We start from the raw sequence: 20,895 nt of genomic DNA, 5'->3' as shown, positions 1-20,895 counted from the left end.
ATCAAATTCTCCGTAATTGACGGATCGGGATCTCTAAAAAACCTTTGAAGTCTCGATTTTCTAGGTTTTCTTTCCATTCCCCGTTGATCGCCGAGGTCCTATATTGGATAGTTTTGTTCCCTTTGGAGCCTATTCTCATCTCTTGAAAATTCGTGCGGGTTCGGATAGATATTTCTATAGAATCTTTTTTGGGAGAAAAGGTCCAATGAGAAGTCCCAGAACCGTATTTTAGATCGTTGGAACAGATCTCCGTTACAATCCCCAAGATTTGTTCTGCCTTTTCAGTATCTATATGAAAATCTTCTTCTCCTTCTCTTGTGAATCTAACTTTTCTTTCCGCGTTACCGTACCTTCTCAATAATAATACACGTATGCCGCTCCAGACATCTTCCGAGATCAACTTCACATCTACCATACTTGCGGTGATCTCTCTAATTCCTTTAAAAATATCTTCGGATAATTTTTCCAATCTCAGAAGTGCATCCGTATCTCCGCTCTTATATACTTGGATGGAACGCACCAATAGATTTAGATCGGTCACTTTTGCTCCTAGATAATCGTGAAGATCTCTAGTGATCGCTTCCCTTTCGTTATATAATCTATCCTGCAATTTTTTGGTCTTTTTAAGATGTTCTATTCTGTATCCATACCACCATGTATTGCATAAACAGATAAACAATTGGAGTGCACTCATATTACTTATCTGCACCCATAAGGTCCTGTCCGAAAAATATCCGCTTCCTTCCGGGAAGATCCTAAGAATATAAAAGGCAACTACTGAAAAAGAATAGATCGTATAAAAGATGGGCCTTCCGTTAAAGAATAAACTCACTAAAAAAAGAATCACTTGGTTGGTGATCCACATATTATTATCGTAAAAATAATACTCGTTGTCGTGGAATTGTGTCTCTACTTCTAAGACTAATAAAATAAATAGTGCACCGAATACGATCAGGTTCTTTTTGAAATAATTTTTGGAGTAAAATCGGATCACTCCCAGGCTGAACAGACAAATAAATGCGGAGATCAAATCCAAATAAAGCAAAAGATGATTGGACCGAACGTATTCTAAGATCGCTCCCCAGATGGTGATCGCACATACGATCCCGAAAAAATAAGAGGCAATTCTATAATTTTGGGAATAGAACTCCTCGCTTGCAAATCTATCTCTGTCCTTTTCTTTTACTATTTCCATATTCGCTTCTGTTATATGTGTAGATCATCGTTTGGCACATGCTATCTATCTGAGATTAAAACTCTATTCGAATATTTGCCCTCATTAAGATTTTAGCGACATAGAATCCAATTTTTGTTTTCTCCCAAACCAATCTGATTTTTTCCTTCTCCCCTACCTCAAGGGGGGTATTGCCCATTTGGGTCTTAGCACTTAAGTTATACGGCAATACTTTTTCCCTTTCGGACCGCCAAAGGGAAAAGCCCACTTCTCTAATGTGAGAAGTATATAATCGAAACTTAATATTCAAAAAGATTAGGAAACTAAAATGAAAACCAAACTGACTATGATCTTATTGATCTGTTTGAACTCCTTTTGTTCCGGAACAAACTCCGGACTTTCTGCCCTGGCCGCATTCTTCGGTCTTCCCCAAACTCCTTCTTACGGAAATGTTCAATTTGCCGTGAATGTTTCTAGCTCTTTAGCAAAAGTAACCGTCACTGTAACAGGCACAGGGATCTCCACTCCTATCGTACAGGATTTGGTAAAGGTAGGAAATACTTGGCAAGGAATCATCGGACAGATCCCAGCAGGTACAGACAGAACATTTTCGGGAGAAGGTTATAATGCCTCGAATGTTTTGATACAACAGGGCCAGGTCACTGGAGTTACGATCATTGCGAATTCGATTACGAATATTGTTCTAGTTCTATCCGAAACAGATCCTTCTCCCCCCTTTTCGAATGCAGCTCCTATCATAGATTCTTTGGTGGCATCTACAAATCGGGTGGCCCCTTCTTCTTCCATAAATTTGAATTCTACGGCGCATGATCCGAATCCTTCTGACACCTTGACCTATCTCTGGTCTTCTACTGGGGGAAGTTTCAATAATTCGAATATTCTAAATCCAGTATGGACTTCTCCTTCTACGCCCGGACAATATACGATCACATTGACCGTAAGCGATCCATTAGGTGCAAGCGCCAGTCTTAGTTTTACAGCAGATGTACAACTCGGATATGGGACAGGTTATGGAAGTATAAATGTAGGTTCTAATTCTTCTCCCTTTGTAACGAACATTATATCGGACCCTTCTAGTATTGCTCCGGGTGCTTCTACAAACATCTCCCTGACTGCGTTTGATCCGGATGGAAACACGATTTCCTATTCTTGGAGCTCTAGTTGTGCAGGAAGTTTCGACGATGCGAATGCACAAAATCCTGTATTCACTGCATCTTCTTCAGCAAGTCTAGGGCCTTGCACATTAAGTGTTTCATTGTCCGATGGAAATGGCGGATCTAATCTGGGATATTTCACGATCCAGATCTCACAAACCCAAACTGTGAATCTTGCTCCTCAGATCTTGTCTAGCTTTCAAACCGGTTTGGCTTTAGATCCTTCCGGCACCATGGTGTTTAGGGTAACTGCTACTGATCCTGAGAATACTCCAGTTTCTTTCGCTTGGAACTCTAGCTCAGGTACTGTAGGAACTCCAACAAACACGATCAATGGAAATCTAACAACTAGTGAGATCGTTTGGACGGCTCCAACCTGCGGATCTAATCTTCAAGTTTCCGTCACCGTTACGGATGGAGATGGAAATTCGGTGAATCTAAATTATCTTCCGGTAAATATCAACGGTGCTCCGAATTGTGCATTCACTGCTTGGGCCCAACAAGCCTTCTTGAAAGCTTCCAACACGAATGCAGGCGACAATTTCGGAAGAGCCTGGGCCTTGTCCGGAGACACCATTGTGATCGGAGCTCCTTTAGAGGACAGTAACCAAAACACGATTACGAACGGATCCACGTCTAGTTCGGACAATAGCACCTCTGGTTCGGGAGCGGTTTACGTTTTCAAAAGAAGCGGGAACACTTGGGAACAACAAGCCTACATAAAGGCGCCTAACGCGGAAGAAGGCGACCTGTTCGGATTTTCAGTTAGCATTTCCGGAGATACGATCGCGGTAGGCGCCATCCAAGAAGGTAGTAACCAATCTACGATCACAAATGGAACCTCCGCTTCCTCGGATAATAGTCTGACGTTTGCGGGAGCTGTTTATGTATTCGCAAGGAATGGAAACATTTGGAGCCAGCAGGCATATATCAAACCTTCTAACCCATCTGCATACGACGCTTTCGGATATTCTCTTGCTATCCAAGGAGATACATTAGTCGTAGGTTCAAAGAACGAAAGTGGTTCTCAAAATATAATTTCCAACGGCCAACCTGCTCCGAACGACGATACTCTTTTCCAAAGTGGTGCTGCTTACGTATTCAAAAGGACCGGAACAAATTGGGTAGAGGAAGCCTACATCAAACCTTCCAATCCAGATGCAAACGACTCCTTCGGCTATAGCGTTGCAATCAGCGGAGACAAGATCGCTGTAAGTTCTTATTACGAGAGCAGCAATCAAAACTATATTACGAACGGAAGCGGTGCGAGTTCCGACAATAGCTTAACTAGAGCCGGAGCAGTCTACATTTTCAGTAGAAGCGTAAATATCTGGACCCAAGAAGCATATATCAAACCTTCCAATCCGGACGAAGACGACCAATTCGGGGTAAGTGTTTCTCTTTATGGAGATACTTTAGCAGTCGGTGCTAGCGGAGAAGATAGTAACCAAAATAATATTTCTTCCGGCACAACTGCTTCTTCGGATAACTCCTCCCAGAGTTCAGGAGCAGTTTATGTGTTTGTCAGAAGCGGAAGCGGTTGGTCACAGCAGGCGTATCTGAAAGCATCGAATTCCGACCCCTCCGATTATTTCGGGGCAGCCATTAGTCTCTATGGAGATACGATTGCAGTAGGAGCATTGGACTCGAGTGCTCAGACCTTTATCTCTTACGGAAACACTGCAAGCTCCGACAATAGCGCACAGTATGCAGGTGCGGTATATATTTTCGAAAGAAACGGCGCAAGCTGGTCTCAGACTGCTTATATCAAAGCTCCTAACGCGAATGCTTATGACTTCTTCGGAGGAGTATGCTTAGACGGAAATAATCTTTTAGTCAGCGCATACCTAGAAAGCAGTTCCGACAATACGGTTACGAACGGGACTTACGGAAGTTCGGATAATAGCATGCAGTCCGCAGGAGCCGCTTACATATTCGTAAGGTAAGCAAGCTACTCGTCCACGAACAGCTCGTCGCAAAACGGGCTGTCTTTCGTGATCCTGCTTTCCAGAAGATTGAACGCAACCCTTCTGAAATAAGGACGAATTAGTTTTTCGTAATACTTCTTAGATCTTTGGTGAGCATAAGGATCCGTAAAGTAGATCTCCTTCTTCATTCTTATGTAATCGTTCTTGGTAGGGACCGTAAAATAGAGATAATTCGTAATCTTATGTAGTTTTTCAAAAACCTTAGGGAGATGTTTATCTTCTATATACTGAACTACCGAGTTACAAATACCAAGAGTGAAAGGAGGGAGGTGAATATGTTTCAGCTCCAGATCTTGGATGGTAGAATGTAAAAAAGAAAGATTATAAGAACGGATCCATTTCTGTTTTGCGATCGCATCTATCATTTCTTCCGAAGGATCGACTGCGAATACACGATTTGGTTGGAATATTTTTACAAATTCTTTTAAGAGCAAAGCCTTACCGAAACCGAAGTCCGCGATACTTCTCGGATGGACCTGCATCAGATCCAAAACAGACTTTATATATTTTGCATGTTCTTTCGCGTTAAAAGAAGCATCCACATCCTTTCCGCTTCCGTAAATCTCATCCCAGTAGGAAGTTTCGAATGGCAGACCGTTGGCTCCGTAAGCGATATAATCGGAGTCTTGCGGCTTTTTACTCATACATCAGGTGCCTTGGTAGAAGCAAGCCAGGAAATGAGGAAAGCTTTCAGATCATCGTAACCTTTTTGGTCGGAAAGAGCGGATTTGGCTTCGATGGATCTGGTTTTCAAGGTTTTCAAACTAGGATCAGTTTGTATCCTTTTCCATAAGAATCCATTGATCAGTATCCTTTCTCCGGATAAAAACAGGTAAGGAGTATTCTTCGCTTTTACTTCTCTCTGCAGAAGTTTTCTGTCTACCGCCCAGACTTCAGATAAAAGAATATAATCTTTTTCTCTTATTTCAGGATGAGAAGTGAAATGAGTCTTTTGTTTGGAAATAAAATACAGATAAGCGGAAAGTTCAGGAGAAACGTAGATCCTTTCGTCCGGATTGATGATCAACCTTCCCCTTAAAGATGCGACGTCCTTTGCAAGAGAACTTAACTTTGCCTTATCCACGCCTAAAATAGGGTGGATCGTAAAATATCCCGAGACCGCAATCAAAGCAAAGATCCCGATGGAAGCAGGAAGAGAGTTTAATTCCCTTTCAGAACGAAGTAAAAAATTACCCACAAATAGAATTAAAATAAAAGAACCGAAACCTAAAAGGTATTTCCATACGGATCCACCCATGAATGAAAAAGAATGAGCCCCGTAAAAATTAAGATTTCCTAATAGAACTATCCCCAGAACAAAAACGGAAAGATAACCGAATAAGAAAAGTTTAGGCAAATTCCTTCTTTTGAAAAATACCGACTGCTGTTTCTTCTTTTCTCTTATTCCCACTGTCCCGGCTTTGATCACAAAGATAGTAAACCCGATTAAGAAAAAAGTAAAATGGGAGAAAAATCCAAGCACAGTACAGGAAACTAAGACCAAAAGGTCCACTACCGTTTCCATTCGGAAGGAAAGAAATAAAACGAGCAGAAAAGAAAAGCTGACTAATTCTCCCAACATATTCAGAGGAATTAAGTAAGAGAATGGATTGATCGCCGCAAGATAACAGAACAGATAATGATTCAGTTTCCAGCTCTCTCTTTCCATAATATAAGCGCAAAGATGGATCCCTAAACTCAGGAAAAACGCTCCGAAAGAGAGATAAGCGGGTATATAATTCAAACCGAAGATCGATTTCCAAAAGGATAAAAGCAAAAATGGAAGAGGTTCCTGGAAGGAGAAAAATTTTCCGTCTTCGGATAGAGAACGTAATTCTGCCAATGTCCGGAAACTTTCTCCATTGGACGGATCTCCGTGCCAGGAATAGAGAAGAGTCAAAAGACCGGTGAGAAACAGTGTCGAGAGTGAAATGAGCGCGGGGTTTGCTTTTCTGTTTCTTTCCAAGTCCATGCGGCAGAATTCTCTCCAACGGATTTCGGAGCTACGTTAAAAATTTAGGTGAAATTATACCAACACATTTTGAACTAAACTAAGAGGCATATTCCGAGGGCAAGAAGATGGAAAAAAAAGACCATATCCTTTACGATAAGACCGGAAATCCTAGCAAAGAGCCGGCTTGGATTTTTAGAACTTACGCGGGTCATACAAACGCGAAGGAGTCCAACGAACTCTTTAGAAAAAACCTGGCAAAGGGTCAAACAGGCCTTTCCATCGCCTTTGATCTTCCCACACAATGCGGTTATAGCTCCGATCACGCGATCGCAAAGCCGGAAATCGGCAAAGTAGGAGTTCCAATCAACACTTTAGAGGATTTCCGCATCCTATTCGATCAGATCCCGATCGAAGAAATGAACACCTCCATGACCATTAATGGAACTTCGATGTGGCTACTTTCTCTCTATGTGGCTTTGGCGGAGGAAAGAGGAGAAGACGTTTCAAAACTCCAAGGAACTACTCAAAACGACATAATCAAAGAATATCTGGCTCGCGGGACTTACATTTTCCCTCCGGAACATTCCATCCGGATCATCGTGGACATGTACGAATATTGTTTGAAAAGAATTCCGAAATGGAACCCATCCAATATTTGTTCCTACCATTTACAAGAAGCGGGAGCAACTCCAGTGCAAGAGTTGGCATTCGCACTCGCAACAGGGATGGCCATCCTGGATGCGGTCAAAGAAAGAAACTGTTTCACTCACGAAGAATTCGAGCAGTGCGTTGGTAGGATCTCCTTCTTCGTAAACGCTGGTATCCGATTCATCGAAGAAATGTGCAAAATGCGGGCCTTCTCCGACATGTGGGAAGAGATCACCAAAGGAATTTATCAGGTAAAAAGCGAGAAATACCGCCGTTTCCGTTACGGAGTTCAGGTAAACTCACTCGGATTAACGGAAGAACAACCTGAAAACAACGCGTGGAGAATTTTGATCGAAGCTTTAGGAGTTACCTTAAGCAGAGACGCAAGATGTAGAGCGCTTCAACTCCCTGCTTGGAACGAGGCACTTTCACTTCCTCGTCCTTGGGACCAACAATGGTCACTTCGTTTGCAGCAAGTACTCGCTTACGAAACAGACCTATTGGAATATCCGGACCTATTCGAAGGCTCCAGAGTTATAGAAAGTAAAGTAAAAGATCTGATTGAGAACGCGAACAAAGAGATCCAAAAGATCAAAGAAATGGGCGGAGCGATCAAGGCGATCGAGAACGGATACATGAAAGCCCAACTCGTAAAATCCCAAGCGGAAAGACTCGCTAAGATCAATAACGACGAACTTATCATCGTAGGAAAAAACAAATGGAAAGAAGGGATCCCCTCCCCTCTTACAAACGATCCTGACGGAGGGATTTTCAAAGTAGATCCTAAATCCGCAGAACAAACCTTAAAAGTATTATCCGAAGTAAAATCAAGAAGGGATGCGAAGAAGGTCGCGGAAACTCTAGCAAGATTAGAAGAAGATGCTAAAAACGGAAAGAACCTGATGTTCGCTTCCGTAGAATGTGCTAAGGCTCTTGTGACTACAGGAGAATGGGCAGACACACTCAGAAAAATATTCGGAGAATATCGTCCATCCACCGGAGTAGAAGGACAAAAACTCAATCTGGAATCGGACAAAGTAGTAAACGTCAGGACCAAAGTGGAAAAATTCCAAAAAGCGACAGGCGCAAGACCTAAGATCGTGGTCGGCAAACCTGGGTTAGACGGTCATTCCAACGGAGCAGAGATGATCGCAGTTTCCGCAAAACATGCAGGATTCGACGTAATCTACTCCGGGATCAGACTCACTCCAGAAGAGATCGTACAATCCGCTGTGGAAGAAAACGCAAATGTGATCGGAGTATCTATACTTTCCGGATCCCATGTGGAACTTGCAGAGCAGATATTCGCAGAATTAAAACATTATAAAGCAGATATCCCTGTGGTCTTCGGTGGAATTATCCCTCAGCCTGATTTCGAAAAATTACATTCTATCGGAGTGAAGGCGATCTTTACTCCTAAAGATTATGATCTGATGGATGTAATGGATCGTATCATAGACATCGTATCCGAAAAGGTCCCAGCTTCCGTTTAAGGCATGACCGTACGGTTTGCAGAAAAGGAACTAAAAGAACTGATCCAAGAAGCTTCTCAAGGGGAAAAATATCCTCTTGCGAGGCTGATCAGCGAACTGGAAAAACCGGATTCATTCGAATTTCGTAAAGTTCTATTCAAAGAGCTGGAAAGCTCAGGCTTTAGCGGAGAAGGATCCGTCACCCTTGGATTTACAGGAACTCCCGGAGCGGGAAAGTCCTCTCTCTTAGGAGAGATCTCCACCAAATTTTTACAAACAGTTCCCGACAAAAAAATGGCGGTAGTTGCCATAGATCCTTCTAGCCATATAAGTGGGGGTTCTTTACTAGGAGACAGGACCAGGCTTTCTCTACCAGTGCGAGAGAAGAGGATCTTTTTCAGATCCCAACCCAGTCAATTGGAACTGGGAGGTTTAAATCCTTATACCTATCATGTGATCCGACTACTTCGTTGTTTTTTCGATTTCATATTCGTAGAAACAGTAGGGATCGGCCAGAATGAGATAGAAGTCTCTAAATTGGCAGATCTTTCCTTTTTAGTCATGGTTCCTTTAGGCGGAGACCAGATCCAATTCATGAAAAGTGGGATCATGGAAGTCCCAGACGCATTCATATTAAACAAATGTGATGAAGAATCCTTAGCCAGAGCAAGCTATCATACTCTTTCCACTACTCTTGAGTTTTTGAGAGATATTGTCCCTGGAGGAAGTATCCCTCCTATTTTCCTAACCAGTGTAAAAACTAAAAAGGGAATCCAAGAACTTTTAGATTTTGTTTTGAAAAGTAAACCTCATCCTAAAAGATCTTCGGAAACCAAGGTCCAGATCGAAAAATGGATTAAAACTGAGTATGGGAATTTTGGGCTTTCCTTCTCCGAAAAGTTAGGAAATATTTCCCCCAAAAATTATGAAGAATGGGAAAGTTTGTTTAATTCCGAAATTCGCAAAAGATTATCATAAATTCTAGATACTTAGACCTTACTTAAGTATTTTCAAAGAGGCGAAATAGATGAGATCAATATTCAAAAAAAGAAATCTTCTAGGATTTTTATCCTTACTTCTTATCTGCATCGTCCTAATTAAATCATCAAAACCTGATGTATCTCTCACTTATGATTCCAGAACTAAATCTCTCCAAACCCACTCATTAGTTCATTCAAGTTTCAAATCGGAAGAACTCCCCTATCCTGCAAAGTCCATCGATCCAAAAGAAGAATTTCTTCCGATGCCTGCCAATAATTATACAAAATTAGGAGAATCGACTATCTCGGTTTTTCCGGTCTTGCTTGCGGCTCTCGCCACTCCTTTTTACTATTTTGCCGGAAACCAAGGATTACCTTATTTCAATTTACTCGGAGTATTTATATACTTTTGGATCTTGAGAAGGTCCTGGAAAGCATCCAATTCCTTCATAACTATTGCATTCTTCGGATCTTATTTGCCCATCTTGATGATGGAATTTGCAGAACATACATTGTTTGTTGCGATCCTACTCGCAAGTCTTACCTTTCTATATAAAAAGAATGGAATTTATGCAGGGGTCTTTGCCGGAGCTTCTATTTGGTTTAGACATGAAGGGATCGTATTTGCCGGTTGCATCCTATTTGCATCTTGGATCTCAGAAGGATTTCCTCCATTTAACAAAAAGATAAAATGGGATAAGTCCCAGACATTTCGTTTCGGTCTTGGATTCGCACTCATATTCCTAGTTTTCATCCTATTCAATTATCTTAGATATTCTTCCCTTTTGGGGCCGAGATTCCACGCAAATTATGGGGAATCTGGAGTGAACTTTGTACATAAGATCCATTGGGCACTCGGTTTCTTATTCTTGAATACGATCGACGAAACAGTTCGGATCGGATTTTTCATCTACATGCCGTTTGCATTGATCGGATTAGGCATTCTTCTTTATAATATCCGTAAAATTTCCGTGAGAAGAAAAACAATCGTTCTTGGAACGGTGTTCTTTCTTTTTACGATCCCGTTTCTTGCTCCAAACTATGGATTCTGGGAATGGGGACCTAGGTATTTGAGTGCAGGGATCCCCCCTGTGACTTTGGTTCTACTTTGGTTTTGGAATGATCTATCTAGAAAGAAAAATCGACTCTTTCAAAAGTTTGGCTTTGGAACTCTGATCGCGATTCCTCTTATTATGACATTTATCGGTTTAAGTTTTTTAAACCAGTCCAGAAAACAACTCTTGAAAACTTATACTTTATTCCATGAGTTACAAGCGGACACATTCGTATTTCATGACTTTTCTGTAATGTACTTCATGGGAAATGATTATTTATCCAAGAAAGTCCTTTGCGCTCCTAAAGAAGATTCTCTTCCTGGGTTATTAGGAATAATCTCTCAAAAGGAAAAAGGAAAAAGGATCGCTCTCATCCAAATCAAAGAAGAATTGATCACTCCTGAAAAATTAGAAAAGACCAGAAAAAGCCCTGTTTTTGATATCATGCTCAAAACGGAACCTTGGAAGAGTAAAAATATCTCCTCCAAAGTTTCGGTGTTCTATCCGAATGTGCAAAGAATAGATTCTCCCTTTTTCGATATTTGGATTGCGGACTCCCAGACCCCTTCAAAATTTTAATAAATTATTGATTGATTAAAAAATTTTTTTTTGTCCAATCATTGGATGAATTTTTCACTCGGCTTATTCTTCTCAACCTTCTTACTCTTGTTTTCTTTCGGTTCCGCATTCTCGGAAGAAATCAAATTTGCTCATCCGGCAAATGCAGTCGGTGGCACATTCTCCGGTATTAAAAAAAGAGCGGAACTCCCCTCTCCTACCGTCTCCGGCGCTGGCCTAAAAGCGGTTGCAATCGTGGGTGAAGTGGACGGTAACGAAGGTCCCAAAACTAGAGAATATGTGAATAATATCAAAGGCCTAGTAAAAGTCCTAAAAGACAGAGGAGTTTCCGTTAGCGAATTTTATCCTCCGAATAATCCTTGGTCTGGGATAAAAGAAGCATCACAAAATTCGAATATAGTTCTTTATGCAGGACACGGGGTTGGAACCAATTTAGATCAATCTCCTTATGATCAAAAATCCGTAGGCGGATTTTATTTAGGAAAAGAATTCGTTTCTAATGAGCAAATTTCTTCAGGCCTCAAACCAGCGCCTGGAGCAATCGTCCTATTTTTAGGAGCTTGTTTTACTGCGGGAAATATGGCCTACGATATGGGAGTGATCCGAGATGAAGAGACCAAAAAAAGGATCTCAATGTATTCTTCTCCTTTTTTAGAAACTGGATTTAAAGGTTATTTTGCTACCTGGGCACCTTGGACGGCTCAGACAATACTCGCATTATTATTTACAAATAAAAAGTATGGGGATGTTTACTTCAGCCAAACAAATCCTCAGGAAGTGACTAAAATTTCTCACCCTCGTTCTTCCGGATCTTCTTTGTATTATCATACGAAACCTCCTGCTTCTAGACCTGTTTATGATTATGCGTTTGCAGGAGATCCTTCTAATGTTTTGAGATCGGAGAATTCTAACACGGAGACTGAAGTCAAAATTTCGGAAGAAGAAAAACTGAAACAAAATCGAATCCTGATCGCAAGTCTTTACGATAAGAACGAGAGCAGATCTTTGGAGTCCTTGGAGAAAGGCGCAGATCCGAATGCGGATTATATGGGCTGGAAACCTATCCATCTTGCGATCGTATTCGATCTTCCGAATGTAGTAAAAGAATTAGTTCGTAAAAAGGCCTCCATCAACGCTCAAGCAGAAGGTTATACTCCTTTGTCTATGGCGCTTGCTTATGAGCGTAAAGAGATCGCGGATTTTCTGGAAAAAGAAGGTGGAACCAGAAGCAGGGCCGCATTTAAAAAACCGAAGTTTCCGAATTTGAAAAAATAGAGAATAGACCCTAAAACCTCAATAATCTATAAACCAAATTCCGGAGAAAGCTCCAAAGATAGCCGAGTAACATTTGTTTTCCTACTTGGGCATACATTTGTCCTTGGCTTGGTATTCCGGCGGATCCCGAATTGGATCCTGAAGGTACGTTTGCATACGCGTCCAAGTATTGTTGTTTCTGTTCCGGAGTGAGTAATTTCCAAGATTCGGGAGGAAAACCGGGTGGGATTTTTTCTTCTTCCATAGGCGAGAGAAGATAAGCCTACTCCGCGAGTTGGTCAAGAAATTCTTTCCAATTTTTTAATATAGGGTTTGGAACTAAAAACCCGTTTAATTCGGGAAAATCCAGAATTGAAATCCATCTAAACTTACGGCCCTTAAGGCATATGGGGGTCCAAATACTAGTGGAATACCTGCCAAACTGGGGGTATTTCCAAGAGTTAGGGTGGATTTCGGCCGATTCTAGGAATATTTTTTGCAACCTACCCTCCCAAAAATGCTCATATATTTTAGAAAAAAAGGGAGCCCTCCATGGCAATCATTCTAAGTTTTTTTGCGGCACACTGGATTTTAGCCGCTTTCGTTCAATCGTTCTATTTACATCGTTATTCTGCTCACCAGATGTTCAAACTGAACCGTTTCTGGGAAAAGTTCTTCTATTTCTTTACATTTCTTGTGCAAGGATCTTCCTTCCTCAATCCAAGAGCATATGCAATTCTTCACAGAAGACATCATGCTTACAGCGACACCGAAAAAGATCCTCATTCTCCTGTAGCTTCTAAAGGGTTTTTAGATATGATGTGGACCACCGCAGTCGTATACGAAAACATTTTAGATCGCAAAGAAGTAGTGGAGAAGGAATTCAAAGGAAATTATCCTGAGATCCCTTGGTTCGATCGTTTTGCAGATTCTTGGTATATTCGTTTATTCTTCGGAACTTCTTATACTCTTTTCTATATGGCATTCGTTCCTGCAGACGCAGTTTGGCTGTATGCTCTATTACCGATCCATTATCTAATGGGACCAACTCATGGTGCAATCGTGAACTGGTGTGGACATATGTATGGTTACCGCAACCACGCAAAAAATCCGGACAACTCCAAGAACACATTACCTGTGGATTTTTTGATCATGGGAGAATTGTACCAAAACAACCACCATGCTCACCCGAACTCTCCGAACTTCGCGTTCCGTTGGTTCGAGCTGGATCCTACTTACCAAGTGATGAAGATCCTACATTTTATGGGAATCATCACGATCCAGAGAGCAGTGTGGACCGAGAAAGGAAGAAAAGAACTTTCTGGCACGGCTCCTTCTCCTTTAGCTGATGTAGCTTAAAGTTTTATTAAATTAGTGAGTTTTTACAAGCCGCTTGGAAACGAGCGGCTTTTTTTATTCTTCTCGCATCCTATCCAAGTCCCCTCTCATCTCTTTGTCATATTCTTCCATTAAGAGAGGATAAAAGTCGGAGTTTAATTCAATTTTCCCGTTCAATACCAATTGGAATAATGTGCGAACCAATTCTTCTTTATCGAAACCTGTACAAATCCACTCCAAAAGTTCTAATGCAAGATCTAGTCTACCTTCTACAGAGATCGTTTTGCGAAAGATCTCCAAGACTTCCTTTTCTTTTCCTGCTTCGAGGAAACTTCTGAGTTCCACAGGCATACTTTGTAATAAGATCTGTTTTTTTGCGTTCGGAGTAAAAAGGAATTCCGGCTGTCCTTCGGGTAGATGAGAGAGAATTGCCTTTTGAATTTCTTCTTTAGAATGTCCTAATTTAATTAGGGTCCTTCCCAAGACCTCTCCTAATACGAAGTCCTCTAAAGGGTGAAACGGAAATCCCTGCTTTTTAGATTCCTGATCTTCCATCTTGTTAGAGTTCCTACCGACCGTATTCCGGTCAAGCAGAGAGAATAACCGACTAACTAACTATTAGGCGGAATATTATTGTAACCTGAATTTCACGAAACCTTAGTACGAATGGGATTTTCCCAGTGTAATGTTTGGGTCTCTTTTTCAAAAGAAAAGAAAAGGCTAAAAATACAAAGTGCGCCTTCCCGATCTAGGGAGATTCCATTTCCGGAACATTATATGAGCTTTAGACAAAAAATTTTTCTCATTCTGGGAGCTAGTCAGCTTCTTTTAGTACTTATTCTTGCGATCACATTTATCCAAATGATCGACCGAGTAAAAAACGAACCCCAGGATAAAAGGGCATTAGACCGCTCTCTGGAGTTCAGGAAGGAACTCAAACATAAGGAAGAAGTCATCCGACTTCTTCTGAAAGAAATAGAAAGAAACCAAAAGACTCTTTCTATTTTAGAAAACGGTTTGGGGAACCGAGGTATCCTACAAGGCAACCTGGAATATATCAAAGGGATCATGACTCAGTACGGTCTTTCGATCTTCGAGATCCATGATAAGACAGGGCATGTTTATTTTAGATTCCATAGACCTACCGACTACGGAGACGATAAGTCAGGGCAAAAGATAGTGCAAGAAGCTCTTCAAGGCAGGATCGCTTCTACTCTAGAGATAGGACATAGCGGTCTTGGTCTTAGGGTCACTGCCCCTCTTAAGAACGGCGGGATCATGATGGTGGGTCAGGTGGTAGACGATAAGTTTATCCAGGCAATCACGGGTTCGGAAGACGTTCACCTTGCTATCTACGAAAAAGAAAAACTGATCTCCTTTTCGGATAGCACCATCTCCAAATATTTAGGGGATAGAAAACCGAAGGACCTTACGGGAATTTCCAGATTCACTTTGGAAGGAAGGCATTATTATCTGACTCAAGTCCCTTACGAAAACCAAGGATTAAGTAATCTTAAATTAGATTTCGTTCTTTTGATAGATGAGACCGAGTTATATGAATCCACTCGAAACCTTTGGTTATATTGTGGATTGATCGCTCTTGCGGTTTTCGGCGGCATTTTATTCGCATCTTATAGATTCTCGAGAGATATCATAGACGCTGTGAAGGCTCTGAACTTCGCAATGCAGAACCCAAATGAGGACGAATCCAAAATTGTGGACTTAAATCGTTCCGACGAACTGGGAGAAATGGCAGAAGTATTCATAGAAATGAAGAAGGACCTTTTGGACCACCAAATGTTCCTAGAAAAGAAAGTCGAAGAGAAGACTAAAGAATTACAGGAAACACTGGACGATCTCCGCGCCTTGAAGGAAAAACAGGACGGGGATTATTATCTAACTTCCCTACTTCTCCGTCCTCTTGCTACCACTAAGTATGAAAGTCCAAATACTAAGATCAGCGGTATATTAAGACAAAAGAAAACTTTCGTTTTCAGAAAGAAGGAATCGGATATCGGCGGGGACCTAGTTTCTATCAGCGAAATCACATTGTACGGTAAAAAATACCTAAGCATCATGAACTCGGACGCAATGGGTAAATCTATCCAAGGCGCGGGGGGTGCACTCGTAATGGGAACGGTATTCAAGGCAATTGTAACAAGGACCCAACTTTCCAGGAGCAACCAAAAGAAAACTCCTGAAAAATGGCTCAAGGATTGTTACACTGAATTACAAAACGTATTTGTTACCTTCGACGGTACGATGTTAGTTTCAGCGTTACTCTGTCTGATGGACGAAGAAACAGGAGCGTTATATTCTATTAATGCAGAACATCCTAATATGGTATTGTACAGGGATGCAAAAGCTGGCTTCTTGGATTCAGACTTCCCTATTCGTAAACTTGGCTTCTCCGAAAACACGACAGAACCATTAGTGAGAGTGGATAAACTGGAAGCAGGAGACAAGATCTTCTTAGGATCCGATGGAAGAGACGATATTCTTCTTTATGATCCTAATTCTTCAGAGACTGTGATGAACGAGGACGAAAATTTATTCTTAAGATTCGTAGAGCTTTCCGGAGGGAATCTTGAAGATCTAGAAAGATTGATCAGCGCTGCCGGAGAAATTTCCGACGACTTAAGTCTTTTAAGTATAAGTTATAAAGAAACAGAAGTCCCTTCTTCCCGTACAAAATCGATTTCGGAAGAATATAACAGACTCCTACAGATCGGGATCAAAGAATACAAAAAAGGAAATACAGAAAAGACTAAGGAAGTTTTTGCACAAGCCTTGGAGATAGACGATTCGGATCCTGCTCTTTATAAACAAATGGCAAGGATCTGCATCAATGCGAAAGAATTCGTAGAAGGCGCAAAATATTCGGAAGCATATCTTTCCAAGATCCCATTCGACAACGAGTATATCTTCTATCTTTCCTATTGCCTCAGAAAGACCAAGGATTACTGGAAGTCTTTAGAATTCGCGGAAAAGCTCAGATCGAGAGAGCCTGAAAATATTAGAAATCTAAAACATTTAGTGGCTTTATACAGACTTACCGGAAATCGAATGAAGTTCAGGGCTACTATGTCCGTTCTGAAATTGATCCTGGCGGACTCGGATCCTAAGGCAAATAATTCTTCGGAACCCGCATTGGTTTGATTTTTTTCGTTTTCTGGGAGACCTAGATCCGTCCAAATTGGTAATCCATGTCGGCGGAAATGCGAAAAAAGATCCAATCTGTTCTGGTAGTCATCAAAAGAACAAAGTACGAATTAGATCTGGAGAGTTACGGCTCTTTGGATGAATTCAAAAGAGTTGCGCAGATCCAAAACCATTCATTCGAAAGGATCTACCAATCCCATCTTAGACAGCTTCATAGTAGAGAAGAATTAAAACACACTTTCCCAAATGGAAAGTTTATCTTCCGAGAAGAATTAGAAAATATAGATATTTCTGGCTACGATCTGGTGATCGCACTAGGCGGGGACAATCATTTTACTTACGTTGCCCATCATGCCTTAGACAATTTAGTTTTGGGATGCAACTCGGATCCTGAAACTTCAGTTGGCGCCCTTCTATCCTTTCATACCTCCGATATTTCGAATGCAGTTTCTCAAAATTGGGAAAATACAAAAATAGAAGAATGGCCCAGGATCAATGTTAGGATCGAATACCCTGACGGCAAATCGATTGAGACATTCCATGGGATCAGTGAAATTTCTATCCGGAACAATAGTCCTGATTTGACTAGCCGCTTTTTAATTTCTCATGAACAAGTCACCGAAGAACAGAAATGTTCCGGCCTTCTGGTATATACCGGAGCGGGTTCTACCGGTTGGGTTATGTCTTGCGAAAATAAAGACGTAAGCTTTGACAAGCAGGAGCCCTATTTCAAAGTGTACTGTAGAGAGTTGCGTAAGAAGGAAAGTTTCCAGTACAAGCTGGATCACTTCACAGTTCGCAATTCTTTCCGTCTAATATCAGAAATGCGCGGGGGGATCTCTATCGATTCCTTGGCGGAACGTATTTACGATTTCCCTCCCGGGGCCAAAGCGGACTTTTCCGTTTCTCCGGAAAGATTGCGGGTGGTGGTGCAAAAACATGGATAGTTTGAAAATTCTGGAACAGGAAGCAGGCAAAGAGATCAAAGTATATTTGGTTTCCGGCCGACTAGACGAATCCACCTTTCCTCTATTTAAGGAAAAAGTATTGGATGTGAATCACGCAAACAATATTGTCCTGAACTTATCCGATCTTAAATATGTTTCCAGTTCCGGTATTCGTGCAATCTTCGAATTAAAGAACAGACTTACCGGAGAAGGGAAAAAACTTCTACTCACAGAAGCAGGAGAGAAGGTCATTCAGATCTTCAATCTATTAGGTCTTTGGAAACCTTTTGCACATTTTGAAAAAGAAGAAGACGCAATCGCTGCCTGTCTTAAAAACTAAGCTCTCCTGATCGCTACCACTCCAGGCCTAGGCATATCTCCCTTTGTTTTAGCGGGCCAACGGCTTGTAGGTATATCATAATCTTTCGTATCTTCTCCAGGATGCTGCACGGATAAAAATAAAAACTCTTCGTCGGGTGTAAACCAAGGGCCTGTGAGTTCCGCACCGATCGGAGCAGAAGCGAATTGGAATGCCTTACCTGCATCTTCTCCGCTTGTAGGAATAAAGAATAGTCCGTTATTGCCGAATTTTTTGAATATGGATTTTCCTAATAAACGAGTAGTCATGTCGGTCACCATCCAAAGATTTCCGGAAGAATCAAAAGCCAAATTATCCGGAGATGAAAATCCGCTCTTCCCTCCTCCTGCAACAAATACTTCGAATTCGAAACGAACCGATTCTGCATCAGAATTCTCTTCTTTGATCCTTACAATCTGTCCGTAAAAATTTCCATGAGAATCGTTATTTGTAAAGGAAACAAAAACAGATTTATCTAATGGATGAACTTCCAGATCTTCCGGCCGATCCATTGGAGTCCCGCCTGCAGTTTTTGCGGCGTCTCTGCATGATACTAAAACATCCGCTTGTGTTTTAAATTTAAGATTTCCTTCCTTATTCTTTGCATTCTTTAAATTCGGATTTTTTTCCAGATCCAATGGCACCCAAACACATTTTTCAAAATTACCTACGTATAATGTTCCTTCGTCCAAAAGTTCTGAGTTTAATTTTCCTTTTTTAGGATCGTAGTTTTTTTCGGAGACGAACTTATACACGCATTGGTCCTTGGAATCATCTCCCATATACACAACTAACTTTCCGGAGTTAGAAATAGTTAATGCGGCGTTTTCATGAGAAAATCTTCCAAGTGCGGTATGTTTTACCGGAATGGAAGAAGGATCAAAAGGATCCACTTCTATGATCCAACCGTACTCTTTAGGATCTTCCAGTTTACAATCTTCTACCACCATTTCGAAGTTTTCTTCACAGGAGAGAACAGTTTCCCATAACGTTTTACCTCCGGAACAATTTGCGAATGTGCCATACACTTTCGTTTTTCCGGAAATTGCATCGGAGCCTGCCACAGGGCCTTTGAGTTGGAATTCCGACCTCCCGTGTATCCTTCTTCCATATTTAGATTCCGGATCTAAGACCCATATACCATTGGATTTACGGAGCCCGATCACGGATCCGCCTAATGAGTATAGATATTTTTCGATCTGTTCTGGAGTTCTATTATTTGGACCCTTTTGGTTGTAATCATATCCTGTTACATAATATTCTAATTCGTTCAAATATTCGTGATTGGTCCAAAGAAGTGCAGAATGGTTATCATTCGGAAATGGAAAAAAACAATTAAAGTCAGCAGCGTAACCGAAAGTGTCTCCCTTAGAGTTTATCTTATCCCCATATGCTGCAATCAAATCATACTTAAAACCGGCTGCCAAGATCAGATCGTCTTGAACGCTCGGGCGTATCGGCTTAAAATTACTTCCGGGAATTTTGGAAGAGATCTCCCTTTTTGTTTTAGGAGAAGAGGAATGTGGAGAATGTACTTTTTTAGAAGGATCTTTTGTAGGTTCGGAAAATAGATCCAAGGTCCTGGCCGCAGTCAGAGCAAGCATTCCCTTTCCCATATATTTTAAAAAGTCGGATCTAGATACCTTCATATCCTAAGAATAATGCACCTGACTCTCTGGACCATTCGTTTTTTCTTCCTACAGAAAAAGGAAACTTGGTTGTAATAATCCCTATCAAAAAAGATGATAAAGACTAAGAATGAAACCGAACTCTACCCCATTCTATAAGATCCTTTTCATCATGGGATGGGTTTCTCTTGCATTTTTTCTTCCTCTTTCCGTCGCTGTTTATTGGGAAAACAAAAGTTTAGAATCGATCTACAAAAACCTATCTCTTCCGGGAAACAAAGAGTTCGGGGTCCTGGTGGAGAATACGAAACTCCACAAGTTAGGCAAAACAGTAAATGTTTACACCTACTTGGTACCAGATGAACAAGGCAAAAAGCACGAGGTCACTGAGGAAGTAGACCAAACCACGAATCGAAGAATGAGAGTGGGAGATACGGTCCAAGTCCGCACTTTAGTTTGGAATAGTTTTGGAAAAACAAAGATACTTGGCAGGATCGTGGGAAACACCGCCCCACCACCTGGTTTCGGCTTTATGCAGGACTTTTTGTTATTCGGGATCTTATTCTCTTTTGGACTGGTATTAGTCAGTCTCTACTTTAGAACCTTTAAGGCTGAGGTAGAGTAGTAGAATTAAATGCGCTGTCTTTTTTAAAGATCAGCTGCACCTGATAAGGTTCTTGAATATATCTCGCGGGATTCATCTCGTAGGAAATAAAACAGTAATACTTTTCATAAACAATCACGAACATAAATTCTTTAAATTTTATGTACTGCATTTGTTTTCTGATCCCGCGCACCCAAATGGAATCTTCAAACACACGCTCGTATCTTACAGAGTTCGCGTTTATCTTTTTTAGTTCTTCCGGATTCATCTTTTCCGGATCCCTTTTTCTCAACTCAAGCTTCAAGGAATGGATCAGGTTGTATTCCAACTTCTCCTTTTCTAGAACATCTAGATTGGGAAGGGTTTTAAAATAATATTCGTAGTATTCCTTATCTAATGACCTGCTGTCCTTATGCACTTCGCCTTCCTCCTCAGAGGACGGTTTGCCCTTGCTCGGCTCTTGAGAATAGATACCGGCAGTGGTAAGTAAAGTAAGTGCTATTAAAATCGGGAAAATCGGTGTCCGCATACCGGTACCAATAAAGATATCGGTACGATCCCCGATTTCCCCCTTTTTTT

The 20,895-nt window shown here is 41.2% G+C and carries 17 protein-coding genes; 10 read left to right on the top strand and 7 right to left on the bottom strand.

Annotation, left to right across the window (positions count from 1 at the left end; genetic code table 11):
* Position 1: 1 nt before the first annotated feature.
* Positions 2–1,195 (bottom strand): sensor histidine kinase, encoded by a 1,194-nt coding sequence (locus LPTSP_RS17790; protein WP_108930089.1) that lies wholly within the window; start codon positions 1,193–1,195, stop codon positions 2–4.
* Positions 1,196–1,502: 307 nt separating this feature from the next.
* Here LPTSP_RS17790 and LPTSP_RS17780 point away from each other — a divergent pair, with 307 nt between their 5' ends.
* The gene (locus LPTSP_RS17780) at positions 1,503–4,295 is read left to right on the top strand and encodes an FG-GAP repeat protein (RefSeq protein WP_108930087.1); all 2,793 of its coding nucleotides are present in this window, start codon (positions 1,503–1,505) and stop codon (positions 4,293–4,295) included.
* Positions 4,296–4,300: 5 nt separating this feature from the next.
* On the opposite strand, the gene LPTSP_RS17775 is transcribed toward LPTSP_RS17780, so the two are convergent.
* Both LPTSP_RS17775 and LPTSP_RS17770 read right to left on the bottom strand, forming a co-directional pair.
* Positions 4,301–4,981 (bottom strand): methyltransferase domain-containing protein, encoded by a 681-nt coding sequence (locus LPTSP_RS17775; RefSeq protein ID WP_108930086.1) that lies wholly within the window; start codon positions 4,979–4,981, stop codon positions 4,301–4,303.
* The gene (locus LPTSP_RS17770) at positions 4,978–6,309 is read right to left on the bottom strand and encodes a hypothetical protein (protein WP_108930085.1); all 1,332 of its coding nucleotides are present in this window, start codon (positions 6,307–6,309) and stop codon (positions 4,978–4,980) included. Before LPTSP_RS17770 ends, LPTSP_RS17775 begins: the two co-directional genes overlap by 4 nt.
* A gap of 107 nt (positions 6,310–6,416) precedes the next feature.
* Here LPTSP_RS17770 and LPTSP_RS17765 point away from each other — a divergent pair, with 107 nt between their 5' ends.
* Genes LPTSP_RS17765 through LPTSP_RS17750 form a run of 4 tightly spaced genes read left to right on the top strand, consistent with a single transcriptional unit; the run spans position 6,417 to position 12,300 of the window.
* A complete protein-coding gene (locus tag LPTSP_RS17765; RefSeq protein ID WP_108930084.1) occupies positions 6,417–8,432 on the top strand; it encodes a protein meaA in 2,016 nt (671 codons plus the stop codon).
* Positions 8,433–8,435: 3 nt separating this feature from the next.
* Positions 8,436–9,389 carry a P-loop NTPase family protein gene (locus LPTSP_RS17760; protein WP_108930083.1) on the top strand — a complete coding sequence of 318 codons (954 nt, stop codon included), beginning with the start codon at positions 8,436–8,438 and terminating at the stop codon, positions 9,387–9,389.
* A 49-nt stretch (positions 9,390–9,438) separates the two neighbouring features.
* Complete coding sequence (locus tag LPTSP_RS17755) at positions 9,439–11,025, top strand: LA_3751/LA_3752 family putative glycosyltransferase (protein WP_108930082.1); 1,587 nt, start codon at positions 9,439–9,441, stop codon at positions 11,023–11,025.
* A gap of 45 nt (positions 11,026–11,070) precedes the next feature.
* On the top strand, positions 11,071–12,300 hold the full coding sequence (locus LPTSP_RS17750) for an ankyrin repeat domain-containing protein (protein WP_108930237.1): 1,230 nt from the start codon (positions 11,071–11,073) through the stop codon (positions 12,298–12,300).
* A gap of 10 nt (positions 12,301–12,310) precedes the next feature.
* Here LPTSP_RS17750 and LPTSP_RS17745 read toward each other — a convergent pair whose 3' ends face one another.
* Positions 12,311–12,544: a hypothetical protein gene (locus LPTSP_RS17745; protein WP_108930081.1), complete on the bottom strand. Its 234-nt coding sequence runs from the start codon at positions 12,542–12,544 to the stop codon at positions 12,311–12,313.
* A gap of 287 nt (positions 12,545–12,831) precedes the next feature.
* Between LPTSP_RS17745 and LPTSP_RS17735 the strand changes: the two genes are divergently transcribed.
* The gene (locus LPTSP_RS17735) at positions 12,832–13,638 is read left to right on the top strand and encodes an acyl-CoA desaturase (RefSeq protein ID WP_108930079.1); all 807 of its coding nucleotides are present in this window, start codon (positions 12,832–12,834) and stop codon (positions 13,636–13,638) included.
* Between the two features lie 54 nt (positions 13,639–13,692).
* Here LPTSP_RS17735 and LPTSP_RS17730 read toward each other — a convergent pair whose 3' ends face one another.
* Positions 13,693–14,172, bottom strand: a complete 480-nt coding sequence (locus tag LPTSP_RS17730) for a hypothetical protein (RefSeq protein ID WP_108930078.1) — start codon at positions 14,170–14,172, stop codon at positions 13,693–13,695.
* 222 nt (positions 14,173–14,394) lie between these two features.
* Here LPTSP_RS17730 and LPTSP_RS17725 point away from each other — a divergent pair, with 222 nt between their 5' ends.
* From LPTSP_RS17725 to LPTSP_RS17715, 3 genes are read left to right on the top strand one after another with little or no spacing between them, the layout of a single operon-like run.
* Positions 14,395–16,776, top strand: coding sequence for a SpoIIE family protein phosphatase (locus tag LPTSP_RS17725; protein WP_108930236.1), 2,382 nt, complete (start codon positions 14,395–14,397; stop codon positions 16,774–16,776).
* Between the two features lie 47 nt (positions 16,777–16,823).
* A complete protein-coding gene (locus LPTSP_RS17720; protein WP_108930077.1) occupies positions 16,824–17,726 on the top strand; it encodes a diacylglycerol kinase catalytic domain-containing protein in 903 nt (300 codons plus the stop codon).
* A complete protein-coding gene (locus tag LPTSP_RS17715) occupies positions 17,719–18,066 on the top strand; it encodes an STAS domain-containing protein (protein ID WP_108930076.1) in 348 nt (115 codons plus the stop codon). The genes LPTSP_RS17720 and LPTSP_RS17715 overlap by 8 nt, the downstream gene beginning before the upstream one ends.
* On the opposite strand, the gene LPTSP_RS17710 is transcribed toward LPTSP_RS17715, so the two are convergent.
* Entirely contained in the window at positions 18,063–19,733 is a 1,671-nt protein-coding gene (locus LPTSP_RS17710) for a PhoX family protein (protein ID WP_108930075.1), read from the bottom strand. The genes LPTSP_RS17715 and LPTSP_RS17710 overlap by 4 nt on opposite strands.
* 109 nt (positions 19,734–19,842) lie before the next feature.
* Between LPTSP_RS17710 and LPTSP_RS17705 the strand changes: the two genes are divergently transcribed.
* A complete protein-coding gene (locus LPTSP_RS17705) occupies positions 19,843–20,337 on the top strand; it encodes a hypothetical protein (RefSeq protein WP_108930074.1) in 495 nt (164 codons plus the stop codon).
* Here LPTSP_RS17705 and LPTSP_RS17700 read toward each other — a convergent pair.
* Positions 20,318–20,845, bottom strand: coding sequence for a hypothetical protein (locus LPTSP_RS17700; protein WP_108930073.1), 528 nt, complete (start codon positions 20,843–20,845; stop codon positions 20,318–20,320). The two genes, LPTSP_RS17705 and LPTSP_RS17700, sit on opposite strands and share 20 nt — an antisense overlap.
* Positions 20,846–20,895 lie beyond the last annotated feature (50 nt).

Origin of the sequence: Leptospira johnsonii, from assembly GCF_003112675.1 — a bacterium.
Taxonomy (GTDB): Bacteria; Spirochaetota; Leptospiria; order Leptospirales; family Leptospiraceae; genus Leptospira_B; species Leptospira_B johnsonii.
Note: the sequence above shows the minus strand (reverse complement) of the source record. Positions and strands in the feature narration are given on the sequence as shown.

What these genes read in the sequence shown, in the direction of transcription:
- LPTSP_RS17790 (WP_108930089.1), bottom strand. Translation starts at nt 1,195, where the DNA reads ATGGAAATAGTAAAAGAAAAGGACAGAGATAGATTTGCAAGCGAGGAG.
- LPTSP_RS17780 (WP_108930087.1), top strand. Translation starts at nt 1,503, where the DNA reads ATGAAAACCAAACTGACTATGATCTTATTGATCTGTTTGAACTCCTTT.
- LPTSP_RS17775 (WP_108930086.1), bottom strand. Translation starts at nt 4,981, where the DNA reads ATGAGTAAAAAGCCGCAAGACTCCGATTATATCGCTTACGGAGCCAAC.
- LPTSP_RS17770 (WP_108930085.1), bottom strand. Translation starts at nt 6,309, where the DNA reads ATGGACTTGGAAAGAAACAGAAAAGCAAACCCCGCGCTCATTTCACTC.
- LPTSP_RS17765 (WP_108930084.1), top strand. Translation starts at nt 6,417, where the DNA reads ATGGAAAAAAAAGACCATATCCTTTACGATAAGACCGGAAATCCTAGC.
- LPTSP_RS17760 (WP_108930083.1), top strand. Translation starts at nt 8,436, where the DNA reads ATGACCGTACGGTTTGCAGAAAAGGAACTAAAAGAACTGATCCAAGAA.
- LPTSP_RS17755 (WP_108930082.1), top strand. Translation starts at nt 9,439, where the DNA reads ATGAGATCAATATTCAAAAAAAGAAATCTTCTAGGATTTTTATCCTTA.
- LPTSP_RS17750 (WP_108930237.1), top strand. Translation starts at nt 11,071, where the DNA reads ATGAATTTTTCACTCGGCTTATTCTTCTCAACCTTCTTACTCTTGTTT.
- LPTSP_RS17745 (WP_108930081.1), bottom strand. Translation starts at nt 12,544, where the DNA reads ATGGAAGAAGAAAAAATCCCACCCGGTTTTCCTCCCGAATCTTGGAAA.
- LPTSP_RS17735 (WP_108930079.1), top strand. Translation starts at nt 12,832, where the DNA reads ATGGCAATCATTCTAAGTTTTTTTGCGGCACACTGGATTTTAGCCGCT.
- LPTSP_RS17730 (WP_108930078.1), bottom strand. Translation starts at nt 14,172, where the DNA reads ATGGAAGATCAGGAATCTAAAAAGCAGGGATTTCCGTTTCACCCTTTA.
- LPTSP_RS17725 (WP_108930236.1), top strand. Translation starts at nt 14,395, where the DNA reads ATGAGCTTTAGACAAAAAATTTTTCTCATTCTGGGAGCTAGTCAGCTT.
- LPTSP_RS17720 (WP_108930077.1), top strand. Translation starts at nt 16,824, where the DNA reads ATGTCGGCGGAAATGCGAAAAAAGATCCAATCTGTTCTGGTAGTCATC.
- LPTSP_RS17715 (WP_108930076.1), top strand. Translation starts at nt 17,719, where the DNA reads ATGGATAGTTTGAAAATTCTGGAACAGGAAGCAGGCAAAGAGATCAAA.
- LPTSP_RS17710 (WP_108930075.1), bottom strand. Translation starts at nt 19,733, where the DNA reads ATGAAGGTATCTAGATCCGACTTTTTAAAATATATGGGAAAGGGAATG.
- LPTSP_RS17705 (WP_108930074.1), top strand. Translation starts at nt 19,843, where the DNA reads ATGAAACCGAACTCTACCCCATTCTATAAGATCCTTTTCATCATGGGA.
- LPTSP_RS17700 (WP_108930073.1), bottom strand. Translation starts at nt 20,845, where the DNA reads ATGCGGACACCGATTTTCCCGATTTTAATAGCACTTACTTTACTTACC.